Origin of the sequence: Bradyrhizobium sp. SZCCHNR1093 (assembly GCF_032381175.1) — a bacterium.
Classification (GTDB): domain Bacteria; phylum Pseudomonadota; class Alphaproteobacteria; order Rhizobiales; family Xanthobacteraceae; genus Bradyrhizobium.
On record NZ_JAUHJJ010000001.1, the window covers coordinates 134,576 to 157,047 of the forward strand.

At 65.6% G+C, this 22,472-nt stretch carries 17 protein-coding genes; 4 read left to right on the forward strand and 13 right to left on the reverse strand.

From position 1 onward, the window contains the following. Positions 1 to 80 precede the first annotated feature (80 nt). Positions 81 to 1,436, forward strand: a complete 1,356-nt coding sequence (locus tag QX070_RS00670) for an esterase-like activity of phytase family protein (RefSeq protein WP_315733914.1) — start codon at positions 81 to 83, stop codon at positions 1,434 to 1,436. 73 nt (positions 1,437 to 1,509) lie between these two features. Here the strand turns inward: QX070_RS00670 and QX070_RS00675 are convergent, their stop codons facing one another. The 6 genes from QX070_RS00675 to QX070_RS00700 all read right to left on the reverse strand — a co-directional run bounded on the left by QX070_RS00675 (position 1,510) and on the right by QX070_RS00700 (position 10,899). Then, entirely contained in the window at positions 1,510 to 3,195 is a 1,686-nt protein-coding gene (locus QX070_RS00675; RefSeq protein WP_315733915.1) for a methyl-accepting chemotaxis protein, read from the reverse strand. 117 nt (positions 3,196 to 3,312) lie between these two features. Further along, complete coding sequence (ftsH, locus tag QX070_RS00680; RefSeq protein WP_315733916.1) at positions 3,313 to 5,169, reverse strand: ATP-dependent zinc metalloprotease FtsH; 1,857 nt, start codon at positions 5,167 to 5,169, stop codon at positions 3,313 to 3,315. Between the two features lie 134 nt (positions 5,170 to 5,303). Further along, on the reverse strand, positions 5,304 to 6,971 hold the full coding sequence (locus tag QX070_RS00685) for a mucoidy inhibitor MuiA family protein (RefSeq protein WP_315735653.1): 1,668 nt from the start codon (positions 6,969 to 6,971) through the stop codon (positions 5,304 to 5,306). Positions 6,972 to 7,426: 455 nt separating this feature from the next. Then, positions 7,427 to 9,016, reverse strand: coding sequence for a phosphoglycerate dehydrogenase (gene serA, locus QX070_RS00690; protein WP_315733917.1), 1,590 nt, complete (start codon positions 9,014 to 9,016; stop codon positions 7,427 to 7,429). A gap of 275 nt (positions 9,017 to 9,291) precedes the next feature. After that, positions 9,292 to 10,464: a phosphoserine transaminase gene (locus QX070_RS00695; protein ID WP_315733918.1), complete on the reverse strand. Its 1,173-nt coding sequence runs from the start codon at positions 10,462 to 10,464 to the stop codon at positions 9,292 to 9,294. Positions 10,465 to 10,608: 144 nt separating this feature from the next. Continuing rightward, a complete protein-coding gene (locus QX070_RS00700; RefSeq protein WP_315733919.1) occupies positions 10,609 to 10,899 on the reverse strand; it encodes a hypothetical protein in 291 nt (96 codons plus the stop codon). Positions 10,900 to 11,005: 106 nt separating this feature from the next. Here QX070_RS00700 and QX070_RS00705 point away from each other — a divergent pair, with 106 nt between their 5' ends. Both QX070_RS00705 and QX070_RS00710 read left to right on the forward strand, forming a co-directional pair. Beyond that, positions 11,006 to 11,992, forward strand: coding sequence for an aldo/keto reductase (locus QX070_RS00705; RefSeq protein ID WP_315733920.1), 987 nt, complete (start codon positions 11,006 to 11,008; stop codon positions 11,990 to 11,992). Continuing rightward, positions 11,989 to 12,840 (forward strand): amidohydrolase family protein, encoded by an 852-nt coding sequence (locus QX070_RS00710; protein WP_315733921.1) that lies wholly within the window; start codon positions 11,989 to 11,991, stop codon positions 12,838 to 12,840. The genes QX070_RS00705 and QX070_RS00710 overlap by 4 nt, the downstream gene beginning before the upstream one ends. A 5-nt stretch (positions 12,841 to 12,845) precedes the next feature. On the opposite strand, the gene QX070_RS00715 is transcribed toward QX070_RS00710, so the two are convergent. From QX070_RS00715 to glmM, 4 genes are all read right to left on the reverse strand, one after another. Further along, the gene (locus QX070_RS00715) at positions 12,846 to 13,301 is read right to left on the reverse strand and encodes a GNAT family N-acetyltransferase (RefSeq protein WP_315733922.1); all 456 of its coding nucleotides are present in this window, start codon (positions 13,299 to 13,301) and stop codon (positions 12,846 to 12,848) included. Between the two features lie 28 nt (positions 13,302 to 13,329). After that, the gene (locus QX070_RS00720) at positions 13,330 to 14,157 is read right to left on the reverse strand and encodes an outer membrane protein (protein WP_315733923.1); all 828 of its coding nucleotides are present in this window, start codon (positions 14,155 to 14,157) and stop codon (positions 13,330 to 13,332) included. Between the two features lie 189 nt (positions 14,158 to 14,346). After that, entirely contained in the window at positions 14,347 to 15,192 is an 846-nt protein-coding gene (locus tag QX070_RS00725; RefSeq protein WP_315733924.1) for an outer membrane protein, read from the reverse strand. A 597-nt stretch (positions 15,193 to 15,789) separates the two neighbouring features. After that, positions 15,790 to 17,142, reverse strand: a complete 1,353-nt coding sequence (gene glmM, locus QX070_RS00730) for a phosphoglucosamine mutase (RefSeq protein WP_315733925.1) — start codon at positions 17,140 to 17,142, stop codon at positions 15,790 to 15,792. Positions 17,143 to 17,543: 401 nt separating this feature from the next. Between glmM and QX070_RS00735 the strand changes: the two genes are divergently transcribed. Then, the gene (locus QX070_RS00735) at positions 17,544 to 18,680 is read left to right on the forward strand and encodes an alpha-hydroxy acid oxidase (protein WP_315733926.1); all 1,137 of its coding nucleotides are present in this window, start codon (positions 17,544 to 17,546) and stop codon (positions 18,678 to 18,680) included. A gap of 281 nt (positions 18,681 to 18,961) precedes the next feature. On the opposite strand, the gene QX070_RS00740 is transcribed toward QX070_RS00735, so the two are convergent. The 3 genes from QX070_RS00740 to QX070_RS00750 form a co-directional block, all read right to left on the reverse strand. Next, positions 18,962 to 19,540 (reverse strand): hypothetical protein, encoded by a 579-nt coding sequence (locus QX070_RS00740; protein ID WP_315735655.1) that lies wholly within the window; start codon positions 19,538 to 19,540, stop codon positions 18,962 to 18,964. A gap of 143 nt (positions 19,541 to 19,683) precedes the next feature. After that, a complete protein-coding gene (locus tag QX070_RS00745) occupies positions 19,684 to 20,526 on the reverse strand; it encodes a shikimate dehydrogenase (RefSeq protein ID WP_315733927.1) in 843 nt (280 codons plus the stop codon). 126 nt (positions 20,527 to 20,652) lie between these two features. Further along, positions 20,653 to 22,416, reverse strand: coding sequence for a SulP family inorganic anion transporter (locus QX070_RS00750; RefSeq protein WP_315733928.1), 1,764 nt, complete (start codon positions 22,414 to 22,416; stop codon positions 20,653 to 20,655). Between the last annotated feature and the right edge of the window lie 56 nt (positions 22,417 to 22,472).

Consider the following 22,472-nt stretch of genomic DNA (forward strand, 5'->3'; position numbering starts at 1 on the left):
CCGGCTGTCATCGAAATGTCAGCGGCGCGTCAGGCCTCCTGTTCAGAACGGCGCGTGTTCAAGCTCCCAGGAGGCTTTTCATGCATCGATATCTTCTTACCACCGTGGCCGCGATGGTCCTCAGCGCCGGCTCCGCATTCGCCCAGGGCGAAGGCGAATTCCCGGCGACGCTCTCCGGCCATGCCGTGATGCCGGCCGAGTCCTTCGTCGAGGCGCCGGCCGATGCCCCGAACGATCTCAAGACCTCCGGCAAATACACCACCGGCAAGCGCATCGACGCGATCGGCAGCGTGATGGGCAAGTCCTATGAGCGTCCGACCGGGGTGTCGCTCCCGTTCAAGGGACAACCTCTCCAGGGCCACTCCGGCATCAAGAAGATGGCCGACGGCACGTTCTGGGTCCTCACCGACAACGGCATGGGCTCGCGCTACAACTCGCCCGACTCGATGCTCTATCTGAACCACCACAAGATCGACTGGACCAGCGGCAAGGTCGAGCGGCTCGAGACGATCTTCCTGCATGATCCCGACAAGAAGGTGCCCTTCCGCATCGTGCACGAGGACACTTCCAAGCGCTACCTGACCGGCGCCGATTTCGATACCGAGGGCTTCCAGATCATCGGCGACAATCTCTGGATCGGCGACGAATTCGGTCCCTACGTCATCAAGGCCGACAGGACCGGCAAGGTGCTTGCCGTGTTTGAAACGATCGCGGACGGCAAGCCGGTGCGCTCGCCCGACCACTGGGCGGTGCAGTCGCCGGCCGCGCCCGGCGCCACCTATACCAACGTCAACCTGCGGCGCTCGAAGGGATATGAAGGCTTTGCGTCGTCGGTGGACAGCAAGTTCATCTATGGCCTGCTCGAAGGTCCGCTGTGGGACACCGACAAGAAGGACTGGGAGAAGGTCGACGGCAAGGAAGCCTCGCGCATCCTCGAATTCGACGTCGCCGCGGAGAAGTTCACCGGCCGCTACTGGCAGTATGTGTTCGAGCAGAACGGCAACGCCATCGGCGATTTCAACATGATCGATCCGACCCAGGGTCTGATCATCGAGCGCGACAATGGCGAGGGCACCAGCGACAAGGCCTGCCCGCAGGGCACGCGCGGCGGCAACTGCTTTCCCGATCTCGCCAAGTTCAAGCGCGTCTACAAGATCGAGCTGTCCGACGCCAACGTCGGCAAGCCGGTCCGCAAGATCGCCTCTATCGACCTGATGAAGATCAAGGATCCGGACAAAAAGGCGCGCAAGCCGCTCAACGACGGCGTGCTCGCCTTCCCGTTCTTCACGATCGAGAATGTCGACCGCGTCGACGACACCCACATCATCGTCGGCAACGACAACAACCTGCCGTTCTCGTCCAGCCGGGATCCCAACAAGGCCGACGACAACGAGTTCGTGCTGCTGGAGGTCGGCGACTTCCTCAAAGCCAAGTGACGGCTGGCACGCCTACGACTTGACGGCCGCCGTTGATCCGAGAGCCCCGGATCAACGGCGCGCCCTGACCTGATCAGGCCGTTCGCACCTTCGCCATGAAGCCATCGACGGCCTGCTGCAGCAGGCCCGACTGGCTGTCGAGCTCGCGCGCGCTCGACAGCACTTCGGAGGCAGCCATGCCGGTCGCTTCCGCCGCCTTGGTGACGCCGCCGATATGGGCGCTGATCTCGTTGGAGCCTGCAGCGACGGACTGGATGTTGCGGGCGATCTCGCGCGTCGCGTCGCCCTGCTGCGCGATCGAGGTCGAGATCGAATTGGTGATCTCGCTCATCTGCGCGATGGTCTGGGTGATGCCGCTGATGGCGGTGACCGCATCCTGGGTCGAGGTCTGCATCGCCGCGACCTGTGCCGAAATCTCCTCGGTCGCCTTCGCCGTCTGGTTGGCGAGCGCCTTCACCTCCGAGGCGACGACGGCAAAGCCCTTGCCGGACTCGCCGGCGCGCGCGGCTTCGATGGTGGCGTTCAGCGCCAGCAGGTTGGTCTGCGCCGCGATCGAATGGATCAGCTTGACGACCTCGCCGATCTTCTCGGCGCCGGTCGACAGCACCTGAACGGTCGCATTGGTGCGCTCCGCGTCGCCCACGGCTTTGCTCGCAATCTCGCTGGAACGGGCGACCTGGCGCGAAATCTCATTGACCGAGCTCGACAGCTCTTCGGCCGCGGCCGCGACCGTGCCGACATTGTCATTGGCGCTCTGGGTGGCGGCGCTGACGGTCGAGGCGCGCGAGCTGGCATCGCTCGCGGTCGAGGTCATCGATTGCGCGGTGTGCTGCATGCTCTCGGCCGCCGACGCCACCGAGCGGACGATGCCGTTGACGCTGCGCTCGAAGTCGGCGGCGAGGTTCTGCATGGCCGCGGTCCGCTCGGCGGCCGCGCGCTGCTGGGTGGCGGCCTCGGCCTGCTCGAGCTCGCGCATCCGCAGCGCGTTGTCCTTGAAGATCTGGACGGTGGCGGCCATCCCGCCGATCTCGTCGCCGCGGCCGACACCGGGAATCTCGCCATCGAGCCGGCCATCTGCGATCTCGCGCATGCGGATGCCGAGACGATCGAGCGGCACGCTGATGCTGCGGCTGATCAGCCAGGCGATCCCGCCGGCGATGACCGCGATGCCCGCGCAGGCCATCCAGATCAGCCATTTCAGGGGCTTCATCTTCGCATCGAGATCGTCGACATAGACGCCGGTGCCCACGAACGTATTCCAGCCGGGAATCATCACCGCATAGGAGATCTTGCGGGTCGGCTGCTCCTGACCGGGACGCAGATATTCGTAGTGCAAGGTGACTTCGCCGTTCTTGGCAACGCCGTCGCGCAGCTCGACGACGAGCTTGCGGCCGTTGAGCTCGAAATCGATCACATTCGAGCCACGCTGCTTCGGATCCTGGGACAACACCACGTTGCCGTCCATCGTGTAGGCGAACAGATAACCCATGCCCTTGTCGAAGGTCATCGTTCTCGCGCGATTGACGAACTCGTCGAGCGCGGCCTCCTTCGTCAGCTTGCCGGCTTCGACCTCCTTGATGAGGCCCATGGCCATGTTACGCGCGGTCTCGACGATCGCCCGGCACTGTTCGATGCGGGCGTCGACCATCTCCTTTTGCATCAGAGTGCCGGCAAACGTACCGGCCGCAGCAAGGCCCAGCATCGCCACGCCGACGACGATGGCGAGCTTGGGGGCGATCTTCAGGTTATTCAGCAGCACGTAACGAACTCCGCCCGGTCCCCGATCGACGACCTCGATCTGTCAAGGTGAGCTGCTGGTCAACTGATCAGGCGATGGTTAGATTTCGGTTGCGAACACCCCCCGTAGAAACCCGGATCAGCTCGAGACAACGGCATCCCGGACCGGGACCGCAGCGGAGGCCGGCCGCAACGGCGCAAACTCCTCGGCGGTCAGCGTCTCCTTGGCGATCAGGAGCGTGACGCCGCGCTCGAGGTCCGGGCGATGGCTTTCGAGGATCGCGCGAGCGCGGGCGCCGCCGTCTGCGATCAGATCCCGCACGGCGAGATCGATCTCGCGGCCGGTCTCCTCCGCCGCCGACACGATCTGATCCTGTGGCTGCAGGAACGAGACCTGTGGACGCGGCGCGTATGTGCGCTGCCCGACGGTCGCATCCATCCCGTATTTGGTGACCATCTCGATCGCGATCTCGGTCGCACGCTGCAGATCGTCGGCGGCACCGGTCGAGACGTCGCCGTCGAAGATCAACTGCTCGGAAGCCCGTCCGCCCATCAGCACGGCGATGCGGTTCTTCAATTCGCTGACCGCGAGCAGGAAGCGATCTTCGGTCGGGCGCTGCATCGTGTAGCCGAGCGCGCCGACGCCGCGCGGAATGATCGAGACCTTCTGCACCGGATCGACGCCGACGAGATTGGCTGCGACCAGCGCGTGCCCCATCTCGTGATAGGCGACGCGGCGGCGCTCGGCGGGACTGAGCACGCGGCTCTTCTTCTCGATGCCGGCGACGATGCGCTCGATCGCCATCGTGAAATCGTCGAACGTCACCTCGTGGCCCTTGCGGCGCGTCGCCGCGATCGCAGCCTCGTTGATCAGGTTGGCGAGGTCGGCGCCGGTGAAGCCGGTCGTCAGGGCCGCGACCTTGTCGAGATCGACGCTGTCGGCGACCGTGATCTTGCGGACATGCACCTTGAGAATGGCAAGCCGCCCGCCCCTGTCGGGACGGTCGACCAGCACCTGCCGATCGAAGCGGCCAGCGCGCATGAGTGCGGGATCGAGGATCTCCGGCCGGTTGGTCGCGGCGAGCAGGATGACGCCGGAGCTTGGGTCGAAGCCGTCGAGCTCCGCCAGCAATTGATTGAGCGTCTGCTCCTTCTCGTCGTAGCCGCCAAACTGGCCGCCGCCGCTTCGGCTGCGCCCGAGGGCATCGAGCTCGTCGATGAAGATGATGCAGGGCGCGGCCTTGCGCGCCTGCTCGAACAGGTCGCGCACCCGCGCGGCGCCGACGCCGACGAACATCTCGACGAATTCGGATCCGGAGATGGAGAAGAACGCCACACCCGCTTCGCCCGCGACGGCGCGCGCGAGCAGCGTCTTGCCGGTGCCGGGCGGGCCGACCAGCAGGATGCCCTTGGGCACGTGTGCGCCGAGCCGGCCATAGCTCTTCGGATCCTTCAGGAACTGCACGACCTCCTGCAGCTCGAACTTGGCCTCGTCGACGCCAGCGACATCGGCGAAGGTCACCTTGGTGTCGGTCTCGACATAGACCTTGGCGCGCGACTTGCCGATCGACATCAGGCCGCCGAAGCCCTGGCGGTCCATCACCTTGCGGCCGAGGAACACCCAGATCAGATAGAACATCAGCGCCGGCACGACCCAGGACAGCAGCGCCTGAATCAGCCCGCCCGAGGGTACGCCGGTCACCGTCACGCCCTTCGCGGCAAGCTTCGCCGCCAACGGCGGATCGACACGCGTGGTGATGAACGAGGTCTTGCCGTCCGGCTGCTTGTCCTTGAACTTGCCCTGGATCGTATCCTGGCCAACCGCCACTTCGGTGATCTTGCCCTGCTCGATCAGCTGCTCGAACTGGCTATAGGGAATGGTTTCGACCGTGTTGTAGGTCGTCAGCAGCCATTGCAGCAGCAGCATGCCGACGCCGGCGAGGAAGATGTAGCCGACGGCGACGGCCTGCTTGCGGGTGTTCGGGTCGGATTCCATGGCGGCGCTCTCGGTCGAGTTCGATCACGGCCGGACAGGACGTGATCGAACGGGTTCCCACGCGCATAACAGGAGCGGGACCGGGCGGCTTGTCATGGATCAAACGGCGCCGGCCCGTGGCCTCACGCCCCGCTTCAACCCGACGGCTGCATCACGATCGACTTGTCCTTCGGCCAGCGCACCCGCCAGGCGAAGGCGATATCCTTGGCCTCGCCCGGTTTGGCGTCGATGACCCATTCGACGACGCCGCGGCGATCGCGCACGTTCGTCGACGTCGGCGGCGTGGTCGCGGACAGCATCTCGACCACGATCTCCTCGTTCTCGCTGACCGGCAGCTGATCCTGGATCGCGACCTTCAGCGGGAAGTCGTGAGCGTTGCGGACCGTCGTCTTGAAGGTGCGCTCGTCGATCTTCGCCGTCGTCACGATCAGGCCGGCCGAGCCTTCGTTGCGCTTGACCACACTGCGCTCGACCTTGACTTTGTCGTCGGCCCCGAAGCCGACATGAACGACCTCGTCCTTGCCGGCCGACGCCAGTCTGCTGGTGCCGACGAACATGCCGTCGCGATAGATCGAGACCTTGCCCGGCAGCAGCGGTGCCTCCTCGTTCTGCGGGAAGCTCGCTTCGAGGTAGGCGGTGGGATCGATGACGGGCGCCGAACGGATCGTCAGTTCGGGCGTGATCGTCGCGGTGGAAATACGCAGGCTCTTCGCGCCATCATTGGCACCGACGCTGACGCGTCCGGGGAGGTGAAAGACGGTCTGAAAGGCGCTGATCTCCGCAACCGTCTGCTGCTCGACGGCCTTGTCCGCGACATCTCCGAACGTCGTCCCTCCGCCAAAGCGAAACTCCTGTCGGCTCTCCATGAGTCCTCGCGCGGCGCTGACGGCGGCCGGCTTCGGCGCTGGCTGTGGCGGCGGCGGATATTGCGCGATGATCGTCCTGAGCTCGGGCGCGCTGCCGCCGCGTCCGGTCCGCACCGTCGAAACCGTCAGCGCGACCTCGGACCAGTCCTCCCCCGTGGCCTGCTGGATCTCGGCGCGTCGCACCAGTTCGAGAGCCGGTTTGCGGTCCTTCGCCGACGTGTCGAGACGCGCGTCGTAGAGCGGCACCCAGCGGGCATTGCGCACCGCGTAGGTCACGCGCAAGGTCGCCTTGGTCGCTGCTGCAGCCGACAATTCGATCCGCACCTCCAGCTTGCTCGGAGGCTTCGTCGTGAGATTGTCCTGCAGGCGCGCGATCTCGCGATCGATCTCGCGCTGCTTGCGCTCGGCATCACGGATCGCCGCGTCGGCCTGTCCAACCTCGTCGGCAACGGCGGCGAACGCGGCACGCCATTCTGTGATCGGACGCGCCTCGCCCTTCTCGCCGAGCCCGGCCGGTGACGCCTCGGCAAAACGCTCGGCAAATTTCTTCCGCGCCAGGGCCGCGGCGATCGTGCCATCGAGATTGGCGCGCTCGTCCTTCAGCGCTTCGATGCGCTTGTCGATGTCGGGCAGGTTGACCGGCGGCGCCGCACGCGGCGGCTTGGCGTCGACGGTGCCGATCACGAGCTTGGCGCCGGCCTCGCCTTCCACACGAAGCGAGGACGCATCGAGTCCGAGCGGGAAGTCCTTGGCAATCGCCGTCGTGTCGCCGGCGGGAAGGTCGAGCGAGATGACCCGGGTCACGGTCGCGCCGTCGGGATACACGGTGACAGCATCGACGGTGGACGTCGTGTCGAGGCTTGCCGCATGGCCCGGCGCCGCCGCCAGCGAGGCACCGAGAACGAGAGTTGTCGTAACCAGCCACGTCGTTCGCATTGCCATCGATCTCTCCGTATCCCAGCGCCCCTGAGAACCGGATGAGCCGGTCCCTTGCGGGGCGTTAGACGCCACGAGAGGTCCGCGGGTTCAAATCGTGCGACCGCAAAGCTTGCCGTTGAAATTCCGTCGAGCACAGACGAGCACAGAAAAGGGCAGCACGGCCACGGTGCCGTGCTGCCCCTTTCCGGTCGGTCAATTTGGCCCAGCGCGTGAAGAGTTGAGGTCTGGTTGCGAACCGCGAAGGATGTGCGCTCCCTCTCCCGCTTGCGGGGGAGGGCTGGGGTGGGGGTGTCTCCTCAATTGAGGCTGCCCGAGTGGAGGGAGCCCCCACCCGGCGCTTCGCGCCGACCTCCCCCGCTCTGGCGAAGCGAAGCTTCGCTTGACGGGAGAGGTGAACTGGGCCAGCGGCTAAGTCGATTCAACCAAGAAGCACCGCGCGCCCCAGCGCGTCATCAGAACGCCAGCGCCTTGGCCTGCTTGACCTGCGGCAATGCCTGGATCTTGCCGAGCAGCTCGGCCGGCACCGCACCGTCGACCTCGACCAGTGCGATCGCGTCGCTGCCCGGCGCCACGCGGCCGAGATGGAAGGTCGCGATGTTGATCTTGGCGTCGCCCAGGAGGCTTGCGAATTTGCCGATGAAGCCCGGCTTGTCCTCGTTGGTGACGTAGATCATCGACTTGCCGAACTCGGCGTCGACACGGATGCCCTTGATGTCGACGAGACGCGGCTTGCCGTCGGCGTAGACCGTACCCGACACCGCGCGCTCCTGGTGCTCGGTGGTGACCGCGACCGTGATCAGGCTCTCATAGTCGCTCTCGCCGGCGCGCAGCACCTCGTCGACGATCATGCCGCGCTCCTTGGCGATCACCGGCGCCGACACCACGTTGACCTCGCCCAGCATCGGCCGCAGCAGCCCGGCCAGCACCGCCGAGGTCAGCGCCCGGGTCTTCATCTCGGCGACGTGGCCTTCATAGGTGATCTGGATCTTGGTGATGCTGCTTTCGGTGAGCTGGCCCGCGAACGAGCCGAGCTTCTCGGCGAGCGCGATGAACGGCTTCAGCTTGGGCGCTTCTTCCGCGGTGATCGACGGGAAGTTGATCGCGTTCGAGATCGCGCCGGTGAGCAGGTAGTCCGACATCTGCTCTGCGATCTGCAGCGCGACATTCTCCTGCGCTTCCGTGGTCGAAGCGCCGAGATGCGGCGTGCAGATCACATTGGCATGACCGAACAGCGGATTGCTGGTCGCCGGCTCCTCGGCGAACACGTCGAGCGCCGCACCCGCGACATGCTTGCTGTCGAGGGCCTCGAGCAGCGCCTGTTCGTCGATCAGGCCGCCGCGCGCGCAATTGATGATGCGCACGCCCTGCTTCATCTTGGCGATCGCCGCGGCATCGATGATGTTGCGGGTCTTGTCGGTCAGCGGCGTGTGCAGCGTGATGAAGTCGGCGCGCTTCAGCAGCTCCTCGAGCTCGACCTTCTCGACGCCGAGATCGAGCGCGCGCTCCTCGGTGAGGAACGGATCGAAGCCGATCACCTTCATGCGCAGGCCCTGCGCACGGTCGCAGACGATCGAGCCGATATTGCCGCAGCCGATCACGCCCAGCGTCTTGCCGGTGATCTCGACGCCCATGAAGCGGTTCTTCTCCCACTTGCCGGCCTGGGTCGAGGCGTCGGCCTGCGGGATCTCGCGCGCCAGCGACAACATCATCGTGATCGCGTGCTCGGCGGTCGTGATCGAATTGCCGAACGGCGTGTTCATCACGATGATGCCCTTGGCGGTCGCCGCGGGGATCTCGACATTGTCGACGCCGATGCCGGCGCGGCCGATCACCTTGAGCCGCTTGGCGCGCTCGATGATCTTGGCCGTGGCCTTGGTCGCGGAGCGGATCGCAAGGCCGTCATAGTCGCCGATGATGTCGGCGAGCTTGTCCTTGTCCTTGCCGAGATTGGGCTGGAAGTCGACCTCGATGCCGCGATCCTTGAAGATCTGCACGGCAGCCGGCGACAGCGCATCGGAAATGAGAACTTTGGGTTTGGACATGACGATGTTCCTTCACGCCTCTCGCGAGAGAGGGACAGCGCATCGGCGCCGGAATGGGTGGAAGCAATCGAATCGTAGGGTGGGCAAAGCGCAGCGTGCCCACCGTCTTTCGCGTCGGTTGACGTTGATGGTGGGCACGGCGCTTCGCGCCTTTGCCCACCCTACGCGTCTTGAATTTCGTCATTGCGAGGAGCGGAGCGACGAAGCAATCCAGGCTTTCTTCGTGGCCCTGGATTGCTTCGCTGCGCTCGCAATGGCGGCACGACGAGCGTGGGTCAGGCCACCTTGGGCAGCGCGGCCTTGGCTTCGGCAAAAGCCCAGTCGATCCACTGCGTCAGCAGCGCGACGTCCTTGGCTTCCACCGTGGCGCCGCACCAGATGCGCAGGCCGGCCGGCGCATCGCGGTAGTGCGCGAAGTCGAAGCCGGCGTTCTCCTTCTCGACCAGCGACACCAGCTTCTTGGCGAACTCCGCCTGGGCATCGGCCGACAGCGATGTGATCGCGGGATCGACGACCTTGAGGCACACTGAGGTGTTAGAGCGGATGGCGGGATCCTTGGCGAGAAAATCGATCCACGGCGTCCGCGCCTTCCAGTCCGCCAGCACCTTGGTGTTGGCGTCGGCGCGGGCGATCAGCGCCTTGAGGCCGCCGATCGACTTGCCCCAGTTGAGCGCGTCCAGATAGTCCTCGACGCACAGCATCGAGGGCGTGTTGATGGTCTCGCCCTCGAAAATGCCGGCATTGAGCTTGCCGCCCTTGGTGAGGCGGAAAATCTTCGGCAGCGGCCAGGCCGGCTTGTAGGTCTCGAGACGCTCCACCGCGCGCGGCGAGAGGATGAGCATGCCATGCGCGGCCTCGCCGCCGAGCGCCTTCTGCCAGGAGAAGGTGACGACGTCGAGCTTCGGCCAGTCGAGCGGCTGCGCGAATGCGGCGGATGTCGCATCGCAGATCGTCAGGCCTTCGCGCGTCGCGCTGATCCAGTCGGCATTCGGCACGCGCACGCCGGAGGTGGTGCCGTTCCAGGTGAAAACGATGTCGCTCGCGGGATCGGCCTTCGACAGATCCGGAATCTCGCCATAGCCGGCGTGCAGCTTGGTGACGTCCTTGAGCTTGAGCTCCTTGACGATGTCGCTGACCCAGCCTTCGCCGAAGGATTCCCAGGCGATCGTGGTGACGGGCCGCGCACCGAGCAGCGACCATAGCGCCATCTCGACCGCGCCGGTGTCGGACGCGGGCACGATGCCGATCTTGTAGTCGGCCGGCACTTCGAGGACATCGCGCGTCAGCTCGATGGCCTGCTTGAGCTTGGCCTTGCCGATCTTCGCGCGATGCGAACGGCCCAGGGGAGCGTCCTTGAGATTTTCGGAGGTCCATCCGGGGCGCTTGGCGCAAGGGCCGGAGGAGAAATGCGGCACGGCAGGCCGCTGCGAGGGCTTCGCTGCAGTCATCGTCTATCCTTCCAGATAGTAAGCCTCCCGTTGGGGGGAGGTGTCCCGCCGGCGTGAATACGGGAAGGGTCGTTCCGCGTCAAGGAACTTCGCGCGCTCTTGTCGGCGTTCACGCAGTCGTGCTGGCATGCAAGCGAATGCAATTCATTCCGGTGCGGCACCGACCGGTGCCTGACCAGCCGGCGGACGATGCAGGAAGGTCATCGAGGCGTAGGCGCCGATCCAGGAGCCGACCGCCGCAAACGCGACGTAGATCCAGTTCTCGGTGTAGCTGATCACGGCGAAGGACGACAGCATGTACCAGATCGAGCTCCAGGTCGCCGCTGACACTCGTCTCTTGGCAACGACCGCAGAAGTGAACATGACGTAGACCGCGTCGGTCGCTGCAGTCGCCAGCACGACACCGAAGGCCGTGAGTGGATTGATCGCCGACATCGTCCCCTCCTCTTCGTTGTGCTGCACCAAGCGACGTCATTGTCTCGCCAAACGCATCCATGCACAATGACGCGATCTGCACGCGCCAAACAACAAGGACAGAAGAATGGAACGCGTCCGTCTCGGGAGGAGCCCGCTCGACATCACCCGCCTCGGCCTCGGCACGGCGCCGCTCGGCGGCCTGTTCGAGCCGGTCAGCGATGGCGATGCCGAAGCCACGATCGCTGCGGCGTGGGCGCGCGGGGTGCGCTTCTACGACACCGCGCCGCTCTACGGCTTCGGCCTCGCCGAGCAGAGGCTCGGTGCATTTCTGCGCCAGCAGCCGCGCGACAGCTACGTGATCTCGACCAAGGTCGGCCGGCTGTTGCGGCCGGACCCGGCCGCCTCGGGCGAAGATCCGCACTACAAGGGCGCACCGCCGCTGCGGCCGCGCTTCGATTACTCCTACGACGGCGTGATGCGTTCGGTCGAGGAGAGCCTGGTTCGGCTCGGCCTGGATCGCGTCGACATCCTGCTCGTGCATGATCCCGACGATCACTATGACGAAGCCGTGGCTGGCGCCTTCCGTGCCCTGCAGCGGCTGCGCGACGACGGCAGCATCAAGGCGATCGGCGCCGGCATGAACCAGTCGGAGATGCTGGCGCGCTTCGCCGAGGCCGTTCCGGTCGACTGCTTTCTCCTGGCGGGCCGCTACACGCTGCTCGACCAGGGCGCGCTGACGGCGCTGTTTCCGATCTGCCGCGCGAGGAACATCGCCATCATTCTCGGCGGCATCTACAACAGCGGCATCCTCGCCAATCCTTACGGGCCCGCGAAGTTCAACTACGAAGATGCCGATGCCGCCTTGGTGGCCCGCGCGCGCCAGCTCGACGCCCTGTGCAAGCAACACGGCACCGAGCTCAAGGCCGCCGCGATCCAGTTCTGTCTCGCCCATCCCGCCGTCACCGTCGGCCTGCAGGGCGCGCGCAATGCGCAGGAGGCCGCCGACAACATCGCGTTGGCGCAGGCGCGAATCCCCGACACGTTCTGGCGCGACCTGCGCGCCAGCAATCTGATCGATGCCCGCGCACCGCTGCCGGGAGAGGCGTCATGAGCCGCGTCATCGATGCGCATCAGCACTTCTGGGATCCCGGTCGCGCCGACTATCCGTGGATGGCCGGGGACGCGCTGGCGCCGATCCGCCGTCCGTTCGGTCCTGCCGACCTTGCTCCGCGGCTCGCCGAGAATGGTATCGAGGCCAGCATCCTGGTGCAGACCCGGTCGTCGCTCGACGAGACCGAGGAATTCCTGCGCATCGCGCACGCGACGCCGTTCGTCGCCGGTGTCGTCGGCTGGGTCGACCTGAGCGATCCATCGGTAGGGTCGACGATCGACAGGCTGCGCGGCCTGCCCGGCGGCGACAGGCTGGTCGGCATCCGCCACCAGGTCCATGACGAGGCCGATCCGGCGTGGATCTATCGCGGCGATGTCAGGCGCGGCCTCGACATCGTGCTCGCGCACGACCTGACCTACGATCTGCTGGTGCGCACGCGCGAGCTGCCGGCGGCGATCGCGACCGTCCGCGCGTTTCCAAGAGCACGCTTCGTGCTGGACCACGCCGCCAAGCCGCCGATCGTAACCGGGTTCGATCAGGACTGGGCCGATCGCATCGCCGAGCTCGCGGCCTGCGGCAATGTCTGGTGCAAGGTGTCGGGGCTGGCGACGGAAGCCGTCTGGACCGACTGGGATGCCGAGCGGCTGTTTCCCTATGTCGCGCACGTCGCACGCTGCTTCGGCGCCGACAGGCTGATCTTCGGCTCGGACTGGCCGGTGTGTCTGCTCGCCGGCAGCTATGGCGAAATCAAGCAGGCGCTCGAGCACTGCCTGACCCGGCTCGGTGCCGAGGTCCGCGACAAGGCCTTCGGCCCGAACGCCGTCGCAGCCTACCGCCTGCCGCTCTGATTGGATCAGAACCGCATCACCATGCCGAAATGGCTTTTGGCGAAGCCGAGCCGCTCATAGAAGCGCTGTGCGTCGGTGCGGCTCTGATGCGTCATGAGCTCGACCAGATTGCAGCGCCGGCTGCGGGCCTCGGCAATCGCCCATTGCAGCAGCTGCTCGCCGATGCCCCGGCTGCGCCGGTCGATTGCGACCCGAACGTCTTCGATCAGCGCGCGCGACGCACCTTGCGAGCTGAGCCCGGGCAGGATGCAGAGTTGCAGGCAGCCGACCACCCTGTCCGCCTCCACGGCGACGACCAGGGTGATATTCGCGTCCCGCACGATCGCCTCGAATGCGTCGTAGTAGGACTGCGGCAACGGCTGCTCGACACGCTCCCGCGCCCGGCCGAGATGATCGTCGGCGAGCATGGCGACAATGGCGCCGACGTCGTCGCGTTGCGCAGGCCGGATCATGATGGACATGAGCTTTCAGGACAGGCTTGCAAACAGCTCAGAACTTGTAGCCGAGGCCCGCGCGCACCGTGTTGATGCTGGTGTCGACGGTCGAGGTGAAGCGGATGTATTCGTATTCGGCCCGCGCAAACAGGCCGCCGACGAGATTGACGTCGACGCCGAGACCGGCGCTGTAGCCATAGATCAGGTGATTGTGCTGAATGTTGTTGGCGCTGAGCGGCGCGAGCGGCGTGTAGGTCCCGAGGAAAGTGGTGCTGACTCGATCCTGAACCGTCACGGACTGGCCGAGATCTGCATTGCCGAGCGCAAGGCCGAAGAACCCATAAGGCAGGAAACAGCCCATTGCATAGCCGGCACGACCCCGGATCGTTGCCATGTCGGTGATCGATATCTGCGAGGACTGCGTCGAGGTCACGGCGTGAAAGTTGCCGTCAGACAGTGCGGCCGTGCTGACAAGCGTGCGGCTCGAAGAGGCCATGCCGCCATACTTGCCATGCAGATAGCTCGCCTCGACGCCGAGCACGACGTCGTCCCACTGACTGTTGTAGCCGACGAAGGCGCCGAAGCCAGATGCGCGCGAGGACTGCTTGCCGAGATTGGGGTTCCACGACGATACCTGCATCTGGCTCTCGATCAGCGTGTTGGCAAGCACCGCCGCCGTGATGTTCTTGGTCGAGCCGTTGAAATTCTCATCGGACGAGCCGTAGCCGCCCTGGACGCCGACGTAATAGCCGTCCCAGTTGACCCGCGAATTGTTCAGCCCCTCGGTCAGGCCGCCCCGCAGGATCGGAAGGTCGGACAAATCCGCGGCCTGCGCCGCGGAGATCATGCCGCACACCGAAACCGCCACCACCAGGCTACGCATCGCAACGCTCCAATCAACACTTGACTCTCTGTTCCGATCATCGCGCGTTAACCTTAATCATTCGTTGTCGCAGCGCTCTGCACGGAAATTCTTTCAGCGCGGAGGCGTTCGAACAGCGGGATCAGAAACGCCAAACGGCGCGGGACGCCCGCGCCGCTTGATTGTTTACAGTGATGAGGACCGCTCGGCTCAGCCCTTGCGGATCAAGGGCGGCATCATCGGGGGCGGCGGAGGCTGGTCGAAATTCCAGCGCACGCCGAGCTTCAGGTCGTGCGAGGTGATGTCCTTGAACTTGAAGACGTTGCCGGTGGTGTTGCCGACATAGTCGGACAGGACGCCGGTCTGCCCTTGACCGAGATCGACGTAGCTGTAGGCCAGCTCCAACACCAGGTTCGGATTGACGTTGTAGGCGAGACCCGCATGGGCCGCCCAAGCGAAATTCCATTTCGAGGAGGTCGGCGCCGTCGCGAAGCTCGTGGTCGTGAACGGCAGGTTGTTGATGCCTGTGTCGGTGAAGTTCGAGACCGTCACCCGCGCACCGCCGACACCAGCGCCGATGAACGGCGTCACGCACCACCAGGTGCCGAGATCGACATAGGCGTTGGCGAGCACCAGCCATTCGGACTTGCTGCCGCTGTAATTGTCGATGCCGCTATAGGGCACGCCGCCCGCCGTTGCATTGAAGCGGTCGGTGGCCTTGAAGTTCGAATTGCCGCGATACTGGCCGGTGACGTCGGCGCGGAACCAGCTGTTGAAGCGATAGCCGACGCCGACGCCGTAGATGCCCGCGGTGTCGAACGCCGAGGTCTGGTTGAACGACGTCATCGGCGTGTAGGCGGACTCGCGCGAGTAATGAACGTCCTTGACCTTTTGATTGCTGAAACCGATGTCGCCGCGCAGATACCAGCCACCGAAATCGGCCGCCAGCGGCGGCGCGTAGACCGGAGGAGGCGCGATGGGCATGTCGGCCGCAAAGGCGAGAGTTGAAAACAGAGAGGCCGCTCCGGCGGCGATCAAAGACTTAACGCTACGCATTGGCTTCGTCCCTTTGGCCGGTGAGGCGATCGAGAATCCGGCCCCACATCACAACTGACGACCGTACAATCGCGCCAAATGCTTAAGCGGCGCTTAACCCTAATTATTAAGGTTGATATTTCCTGAGCGCACAAGAACCGTTAACGACCGCGCAACACCTCCTAACAATTCGTCATCTCCGTCTCGTCTTCGTAGTAATCATCAAATAATTAGTTCAACTTAAAATTGTCGACGTCGCCTCTCTCCAGACGGAGCGATCGCATATGGCGATCTGCGTTTTGCGCCGTCTGCTCCCACATCGTCGTGGCCGGCCTGTCTCGGCCAGCCCCGTCCTTGTTGCGCTCGGAAGGAACGTCGTGGATGCCCGGGTCAAGCCCGGGCACGACGTAACAGATTGGCAGACTTGCCCGCCGCGATTGGCCGATTTCATCGATGCATCGCCCTGTCCTGGCCCCTGCCCGCTCCACGACGAGCCGCGGATCGCGCCGGCAGACCCGAGCCCACCGCTCTCGCGCGCAGGACGACAAGCTGCCAAAAAAACGGCCTGCCATCAGACGATGATGGCAGGCCGCAAGGGCCGAATATGACGGTTGATGACTATGCGGCGGCCGCAGCCGCGTTGCCGACCGCAGCAACGATCTCATCGACGACCTCCTCGACCAGATCGCGGTCGTCACCCTCGCCCATCACGCGGATCACCGGCTCGGTGCCTGAGGAGCGCACGAGCAGTCGGCCATGGCCGTTGAGGCGCTTCTGTCCGGTGTCGATCGCCGACTTCACCTCGTCCGCGTCGAGTGGCTTGCCGCTGCGATAGCGGACGTTCTTGAGGATCTGCGGCAGCGGATCGAAGCGATGGCAGACCTCGGAGACCGGACGGCGCAGCCTCTGCACCGTCGCCAGCACCTGGAGCGCGGCGACGAAGCCGTCCCCCGTGGTCGCGTAGTCCGAGAGAATGATATGGCCCGACTGCTCGCCGCCGAGATTGTAGCCGTCGGCCAGCATGCGCTCGAGAACATAGCGGTCGCCAACCGGCGTGCGCACCAGCTCGAGCCCTTGCCCCTGCAGGAAGCGCTCGAGACCGAGATTGGACATGACCGTCGCGACGATGCCGGCGCGCGCCAGGCGGCCGTCTTCCTTCCAGCTCTGCGCGATGACCGCGAGCAGCTGATCGCCATCGACGATGTGGCCGCGCTCGTCGACCAGGATCACGCGATCCGCGTCGCCGTCGAGCGCAATGCCGATGTCGGCGCGCATTTCACGCACCTTGCGGCACAATGCCTCCGGCGAGGTCGAGCCGCATTCCTTGTTGATGTTGAAGCCGTCCGGCTCCACGCCGATCGAGATCACGTCGGCACCGAGCTCCCACAGCGCCTCGGGCACGACCTTGTAGGCCGCACCATTGGCGCAATCGACCACGACGCGCAGGCCGTCGAGCGAGAGGTCGCGCGGCAGGGTGCGTTTGGCGAATTCGATGTAGCGATCATGCACGCCGTCGATGCGGCGGGCGCGGCCGAGGCTCGCGCTCTGCGCCAGCTTCTTGTCGAGCGACTCGTCCAGCAGCTGCTCGATCTGCTTCTCGACATCGTCTGACAGCTTGAAGCCCTGCGGCCCGAACAGCTTGATGCCGTTGTCCTCGAACAGATTGTGCGAGGCCGAGATCATGACGCCGAGATCGGCGCGCATCGACTTGGTGAGCATGGCGACCGCCGGCGTCGGCATCGGGCCGACCAGCAGCACGTCCATGCCGACCGAGGTGAAGCCGGCCACCATCGCGTATTCGATCATGTAGCCGGACAGGCGGGTATCCTTGCCGATCACCACCCGGTGGCGATGCTCGCCGCGCTGAAACAGAAGACCTGCGGCCTGCCCGACCTTGAGCGCGAGTTCCGGCGTGATCAGGCCGTTGGCGCGGCCACGAATCCCATCGGTCCCGAAATAGTTACGGCTCATATGACCCCCAGCAACGGCTTCTGGATTTCGTTACCGGCGGGGGCGAATCACATCGCAAGCCCCTCCGGTCAGCCCGCGGGTTATAGTCGCCTTAAAGCTAAGATGGATTCAAAAAATGTGATCAATCATTACCACGAAACCGCCACGGCCGCCGCAAGTCATTGTTAAGGCTAATTTTTCACTCGACCTGACGGCTCCGGAGGGCCCCCCTCGGAGCGCCCCCGCAGCAGGAATGTGCTCGCTCCGGCGGCCCCTGACGTCCTGTTGCGGAACGCTCGCAGTTTGCGTGTCTTGCCCGGACGCCGTGGCGGTTCCCAAGTTGGATTTGGCAGGCGCCGCAAAGATGCTAGATGACTGCCGAGCCCAAGAAACGAGACGTCGGTGGGGAGTCGAAGAGCGCGATGAAACACGTCACCTGCATTGAAGACCTGCGCCTGCTGCACAAGCGCCGCGTGCCCAAAGCCTTCTTCGACTACGCTGATCGCGGCTCCTATGCCGAGGAGACGCTGCGGGCCAACCGCGACGATCTGCAGAAGATCAAATTCCGCCAGCGCATTCTGGTCGACGTGTCCAAGCGCGATCTGTCGACGACGATCCTTGGCGAGCCGTCATCGATGCCGCTGATCCTGGCGCCGGTCGGCCTCCTGGGCATGCAGCACGGCGACGGCGAGATTCACGCCTGCCGCGCCGCGCAGGCCGCCGGCATCCCGTTCACGCAGAGCACGATGTCGATCTGCTCGATCGAGGACATCGCGGGCAGCGTCGAGAAGCCGTTCTGGTTCCAGCTCTACGTCATGAAGGACCGCGGCTTCATCAAGGCCCTGGTCGAGCGCGCGATCGCCGCGAAGTGCAGCGCGCTATGCCTGACCGTCGACCTGCAGGTGATCGGCCAGCGCCACCAGGACATCAAGAACGGCATGAGCGTGCCGCCGGAATGGACGCTGTCGAAGCTGTTCGACTTCGCCACCAAGCCGGCCTGGGTGCAGGGCGTGCTGCAGGGCAAGCGCCGCACCTTCGGCAACATCGCCGGCCACGTGAAGAACACCGAGGATCTCACCAAGCTCTCGGCCTGGACCGCAGCGCAGTTCGACACCTCGCTGAACTGGAAGGATGTCGACTGGATCCGCTCGATCTGGCCGGGCAAGCTGATCATCAAGGGCATCCACGACATCGAGGACGCCAAGCTCGCGGCCGCGACCGGCGCGCAGGCGCTTGTCGTCTCCAACCATGGCGGCCGCCAGCTCGACGGCGCACCGTCCTCGATCCACGTGCTGCCCGGCATTGCGGAAGCGGTCGGCGACAAGATCGAGATCATGTTCGACGGCGGCATCCGCTCGGGCCAGGACGTGATGCGCGCGCTCGCGCTCGGCGCCAAGTCGTGCATGCTCGGCCGCGCCTATGCCTACGGCCTCGGCGCCGGCGGCCAGGCCGGCGTCGCCAAGGCGATCGACATCATCCGCAACGAGCTGCTGACGACGATGGGCCTGTGCGGCATCAACACGGTGGCCGAGATCGACCGGAAGGTGCTGGCGGATTGATCGACACTTAACCGGTTGGGACAAAGCATGACGCTGGTCTCACACCGTGATGATCCGAAGCGCTTGCCAAGCAAAAGCTGTCGTCCCTGCGAACGCAGGGACCCATAGCCACCGCTGTCAGTTATTTCGGGCGGTCGCGCCACTGCATGGTGCGTTTGGGCATCTGCTCAGACTAAGACACCCTGGCGTGCCCCGACACTCCATCCTGGGGTTATGGGTCCCTGCGTTCGCAGGGACGACACCTTTTGTCAGGATGCGGCATACGCTCCAGATGAGCTGGGTCACATCGGCGGCGTCAGCCCATCGCGGCCGACGCTGACGCGGCTGGTCTCGAGCGAGCCATCGGGTAACTGCTTGATGGTGGCCATCACCTTCGCGCCGGCCTTCAGCTCGGACTTGTCGCCGGGCACGAAGGTCACGATCGGCGTGTCCGGCGCGATGTCGACCCGCTTCTCGCCGCCCTTGTATTTGACGAGCAGCGAGTGACCGTCGGTCGAGACCGAGCTTTCGGATACGGTGGCGTTGGTCATGCTCGAATTCGGCTTCAGGTCCCACGACCGCGAGCCTTCGCCCGTGCCGCGCATGTCCTCGGGAAAGATGTGGATCTCGACCGCCTTCGGCGCGCCGTCCGGACCGGGCACCGTGGTGGCGCCGATGAACGAGCCCAGCTTGATGTCGGAAAGCTGCGCCTTGACGACACCCGAAACGCGCAGATCACCGGCCATGCGCAGCTTGAAGATCTCGCCGCTGCGGGCTTTCACCGTCATCATGTCGGCGTCGACGCTTTCGATGGCGCCGCGCACGCGCGTCGGCACCGGCGCCTGCTGGGCAATGGCGAGCGCGGATACAGCCGCAACCATGGCGAGTGAAGCGACGGAACGGATCAGGACGAGACGAGCGGACATGCAGGGCTCCGAGGGCGAGAGAAGATCATCCGCGTCCAATGCGGGGCTACGCGGACGCTCGATCAATGAGACGCCGACCATCTGCGCTTATTCCGCGTTCAAGCCCTTGTGAGATCGGCCTCGACCAGCGCGCGCAACTCGGGCGTGACCTGCGGACGGCGGCCGAACCACAATTCGAAGCCACGCACGGCCTGGTGCAGCAGCATGCCGAGCCCATCGGCAGTGCGCAGCCCCCTCGCCCGCGCCGCCGCGAGCAACTGCGTCTCCAGCGGCACGTAGACGATGTCGGCGACGACAGCCTGCTGCGGCAACAGCTCGACGTCGAGCTCGAGCGGCGGCTGGCCGTGCATGCCGAGCGAGGTGGTGTTCACGAACAGGCCCGCGCGCGGCAGCAGCGCGCCGACGCGGTCCCAGCCTTCGGCAACGACATGGCTGCCGAACTGATCAGCCAGGGCCTGTGCGCGCGCCGCGGTGCGGTTGATGACGTGGATGCGGCCGATGCCGCGCTCGAGCAGGCCGAACACGACGGCCCGCGCCGAGCCGCCGGAGCCGAGCACCAGCGCCTCGTCGGTGCGGTCCCAGCCTGGGGCGGCGGCATCCAGATTGCCGATGAAGCCTTCGACGTCGGTGTTGGTGGCCCGCAGGATGCGGTCCTCGTACCAGAGCGTGTTGGCCGCGCCGACCGCGCGGGCACGCGCGTCCGGCTCGCTCAGCTCCAGCACGCGCTCCTTGTGCGGGATCGTGACGTTGGCGCCGACGAAGCCGCGACGGTCGAGATGCATGACGAAGTCCGCCAGCTCTTCCGGCGGCACCGCCTCGATGGTGTAGCCGCCGGCAATGCCAAGCTCGTGCAGCCAATGATGATGGATCAAAGGCGAGCGCGAATGCGCGGCAGGCCAGCCGATCAGGCACGCAGCGCGGGGTTTGGCGGCGAGGGTCATGGCCGTGACATCGGACAAGCCCCGGCTGGAGTCAATGCTGGGGCTCGGCAGTCGCCCCCCGGGAAAGCGCCGCAGCGGCCGAGAGGCGCCATGGCCCCAACGGCGACGCGGCGTTAAGGTCGCGTGTCAGCTCGCGGCGAGCCCATCGGCGACGTCCGCCGGCGCCGTCTCCTTGCCCTTGATGTCGGCCACGGCGCGCTCGATTGTCTCGCGATAGCGCACCAGCGGCGGCCGCACGCCGTGGGTCAGCAGCGCCCGGCGCACGGTCGGCGACGCGCCCGTGATGAACAGGCGGATGCCCTGGCGCCTGGCCTTGGCGGCGACGCGGCTCATGGCGTTGGCGGCCGTCGAATCCAGGAACGGCACGGCGGCGAAGTCGACCACGAAGGCTTTGCGGCGGTCGGCGATCGAGTCGAGCACGGTGCCAACGGTCGAGGCGGCGCCGAAGAAGAACGCCCCGGTGATGCGATAGACCAGCACGTCCTTGTCGGTGCTGAGCTTGGGGTTGTAGGGCACCCGCGCGCCGTCCTCGAAATCCGCACGGTCCTGCGCGACCAGCGGCGTGCTGTCCTCGACGCCGGTCATCTGCGCCATGCGGTTGATGAACAGCACGGCGCCGAGCGCAAAGCCGACCAAGATGCCCTCGGTGAGATCGCGGAAGACCGTCAGCCCGAAGGTCGCGAGCAACACCGTGGCATCGCCCCAGGACGATCGGATCAGGGTGGCGAACTCGTGCTTCTCGGCCATGTTCCAGGCCACCACCACCAGCACCGCGGCGAGCGCCGACAGCGGGATGTAGCTCGCGAGCGGAGCCGCGATCAGCATGAACACCAGCAGGAACAGCGAATGCAGCATGCCCGACACCGGCCCGCGCGCGCCGGCGCGAACGTTGGTGGCGGTGCGCGCGATGGTGCCGGTGACGCAGATGCCGCCGAACAGCGCCGAGCCGACATTGGCAAAGCCCTGCGCCACCAGCTCGCAGTTCGAGCGATGGCGACGGCCGGTCATGCCGTCGGCGACGACGGCCGACAGCAGCGATTCGATGGCGCCGAGCAGTGCGAAGGCGATCGCGTCGGGGAACACCGCCTGGACCTTGGCGAGCGAGAACGCCGGCAACGCCGGCGCCGGCAGCTCGCGCGGGATACCGCCGAATTTCGTCCCAATGGTCTCGACCGGAAGCTGCAGCGCGAAGGTGATGATGGCCGCGACCACGACCGCGATCAGGATGCCGGGCCAGGTCGGCCGCAGATGCTTGAGGCCGATGATGATCGCGATCGACAGCGCGGCCGTCACGACCGCAGACATGCTCGCGGTCGGCGCGCCATGCGCGAGCGCCGTGAGCTTCGGAAGCAGCTCGCCCGGCTCCTTGCCCGCAAGCGTGATACCGAACAGATCCTTCAGCTGACTGGCAAAGATGATGACGGCGATGCCCGCGGTGAAGCCGACCGTGACCGGATAGGGAATGAACTTGATGTAGGTGCCGAGCCGCAAATATCCTGCGATCACCAGGATCACGCCGGACATCATCGTCGCGATCAGCAGGCCATCGAGACCCTGGCGATCGACCGTCGCAGCGACCAGCACGATGAAGGCACCCGCGGGACCGCCGATCTGAAAGCGGCTGCCGCCGAGCAGCGAGACCAGGAAGCCGCCGATCACGGCGGTGTAGAGACCACGCCCCGGCGAGACACCGGAGGCGATCGCGATCGCCATCGACAGCGGCAGCGCCACGATCGCCACGGTCAGGCCCGCCAGCGCGTCGGCGCGAAAGTCGCTGAGGCCGTAGCCCTCGCGCAAGACCGTCAGGAGTTTGGGGGAATAAAGCTCGGCGAAGGTCGGCTCATGATGTCCGACCCGCCCGTGCGAACGGTGTTCGTTTGCGATGCTCATGCCCATCACGCTCCCGTCGCCTCATCGGGCCGCGGCGCAGCCGACGATGCGTCCCA

Bases quoted from the DNA above. Each gene is read 5' to 3' on its own strand.
- QX070_RS00670 (WP_315733914.1), top strand. From the start codon at position 81: ATGCATCGATATCTTCTTACCACCGTGGCCGCGATGGTCCTCAGCGCC.
- ftsH (WP_315733916.1), bottom strand. From the start codon at position 5,169: ATGGAATCCGACCCGAACACCCGCAAGCAGGCCGTCGCCGTCGGCTAC.
- QX070_RS00685 (WP_315735653.1), bottom strand. From the start codon at position 6,971: ATGCGAACGACGTGGCTGGTTACGACAACTCTCGTTCTCGGTGCCTCG.
- serA (WP_315733917.1), bottom strand. From the start codon at position 9,016: ATGTCCAAACCCAAAGTTCTCATTTCCGATGCGCTGTCGCCGGCTGCC.
- QX070_RS00695 (WP_315733918.1), bottom strand. From the start codon at position 10,464: ATGACTGCAGCGAAGCCCTCGCAGCGGCCTGCCGTGCCGCATTTCTCC.
- QX070_RS00700 (WP_315733919.1), bottom strand. From the start codon at position 10,899: ATGTCGGCGATCAATCCACTCACGGCCTTCGGTGTCGTGCTGGCGACT.
- QX070_RS00705 (WP_315733920.1), top strand. From the start codon at position 11,006: ATGGAACGCGTCCGTCTCGGGAGGAGCCCGCTCGACATCACCCGCCTC.
- QX070_RS00710 (WP_315733921.1), top strand. From the start codon at position 11,989: ATGAGCCGCGTCATCGATGCGCATCAGCACTTCTGGGATCCCGGTCGC.
- QX070_RS00715 (WP_315733922.1), bottom strand. From the start codon at position 13,301: ATGTCCATCATGATCCGGCCTGCGCAACGCGACGACGTCGGCGCCATT.
- QX070_RS00720 (WP_315733923.1), bottom strand. From the start codon at position 14,157: ATGCGTAGCCTGGTGGTGGCGGTTTCGGTGTGCGGCATGATCTCCGCG.
- QX070_RS00725 (WP_315733924.1), bottom strand. From the start codon at position 15,192: ATGCGTAGCGTTAAGTCTTTGATCGCCGCCGGAGCGGCCTCTCTGTTT.
- glmM (WP_315733925.1), bottom strand. From the start codon at position 17,142: ATGAGCCGTAACTATTTCGGGACCGATGGGATTCGTGGCCGCGCCAAC.
- QX070_RS00735 (WP_315733926.1), top strand. From the start codon at position 17,544: ATGAAACACGTCACCTGCATTGAAGACCTGCGCCTGCTGCACAAGCGC.
- QX070_RS00740 (WP_315735655.1), bottom strand. From the start codon at position 19,540: ATGGTTGCGGCTGTATCCGCGCTCGCCATTGCCCAGCAGGCGCCGGTG.
- QX070_RS00745 (WP_315733927.1), bottom strand. From the start codon at position 20,526: ATGACCCTCGCCGCCAAACCCCGCGCTGCGTGCCTGATCGGCTGGCCT.
- QX070_RS00750 (WP_315733928.1), bottom strand. From the start codon at position 22,416: ATGAGCATCGCAAACGAACACCGTTCGCACGGGCGGGTCGGACATCAT.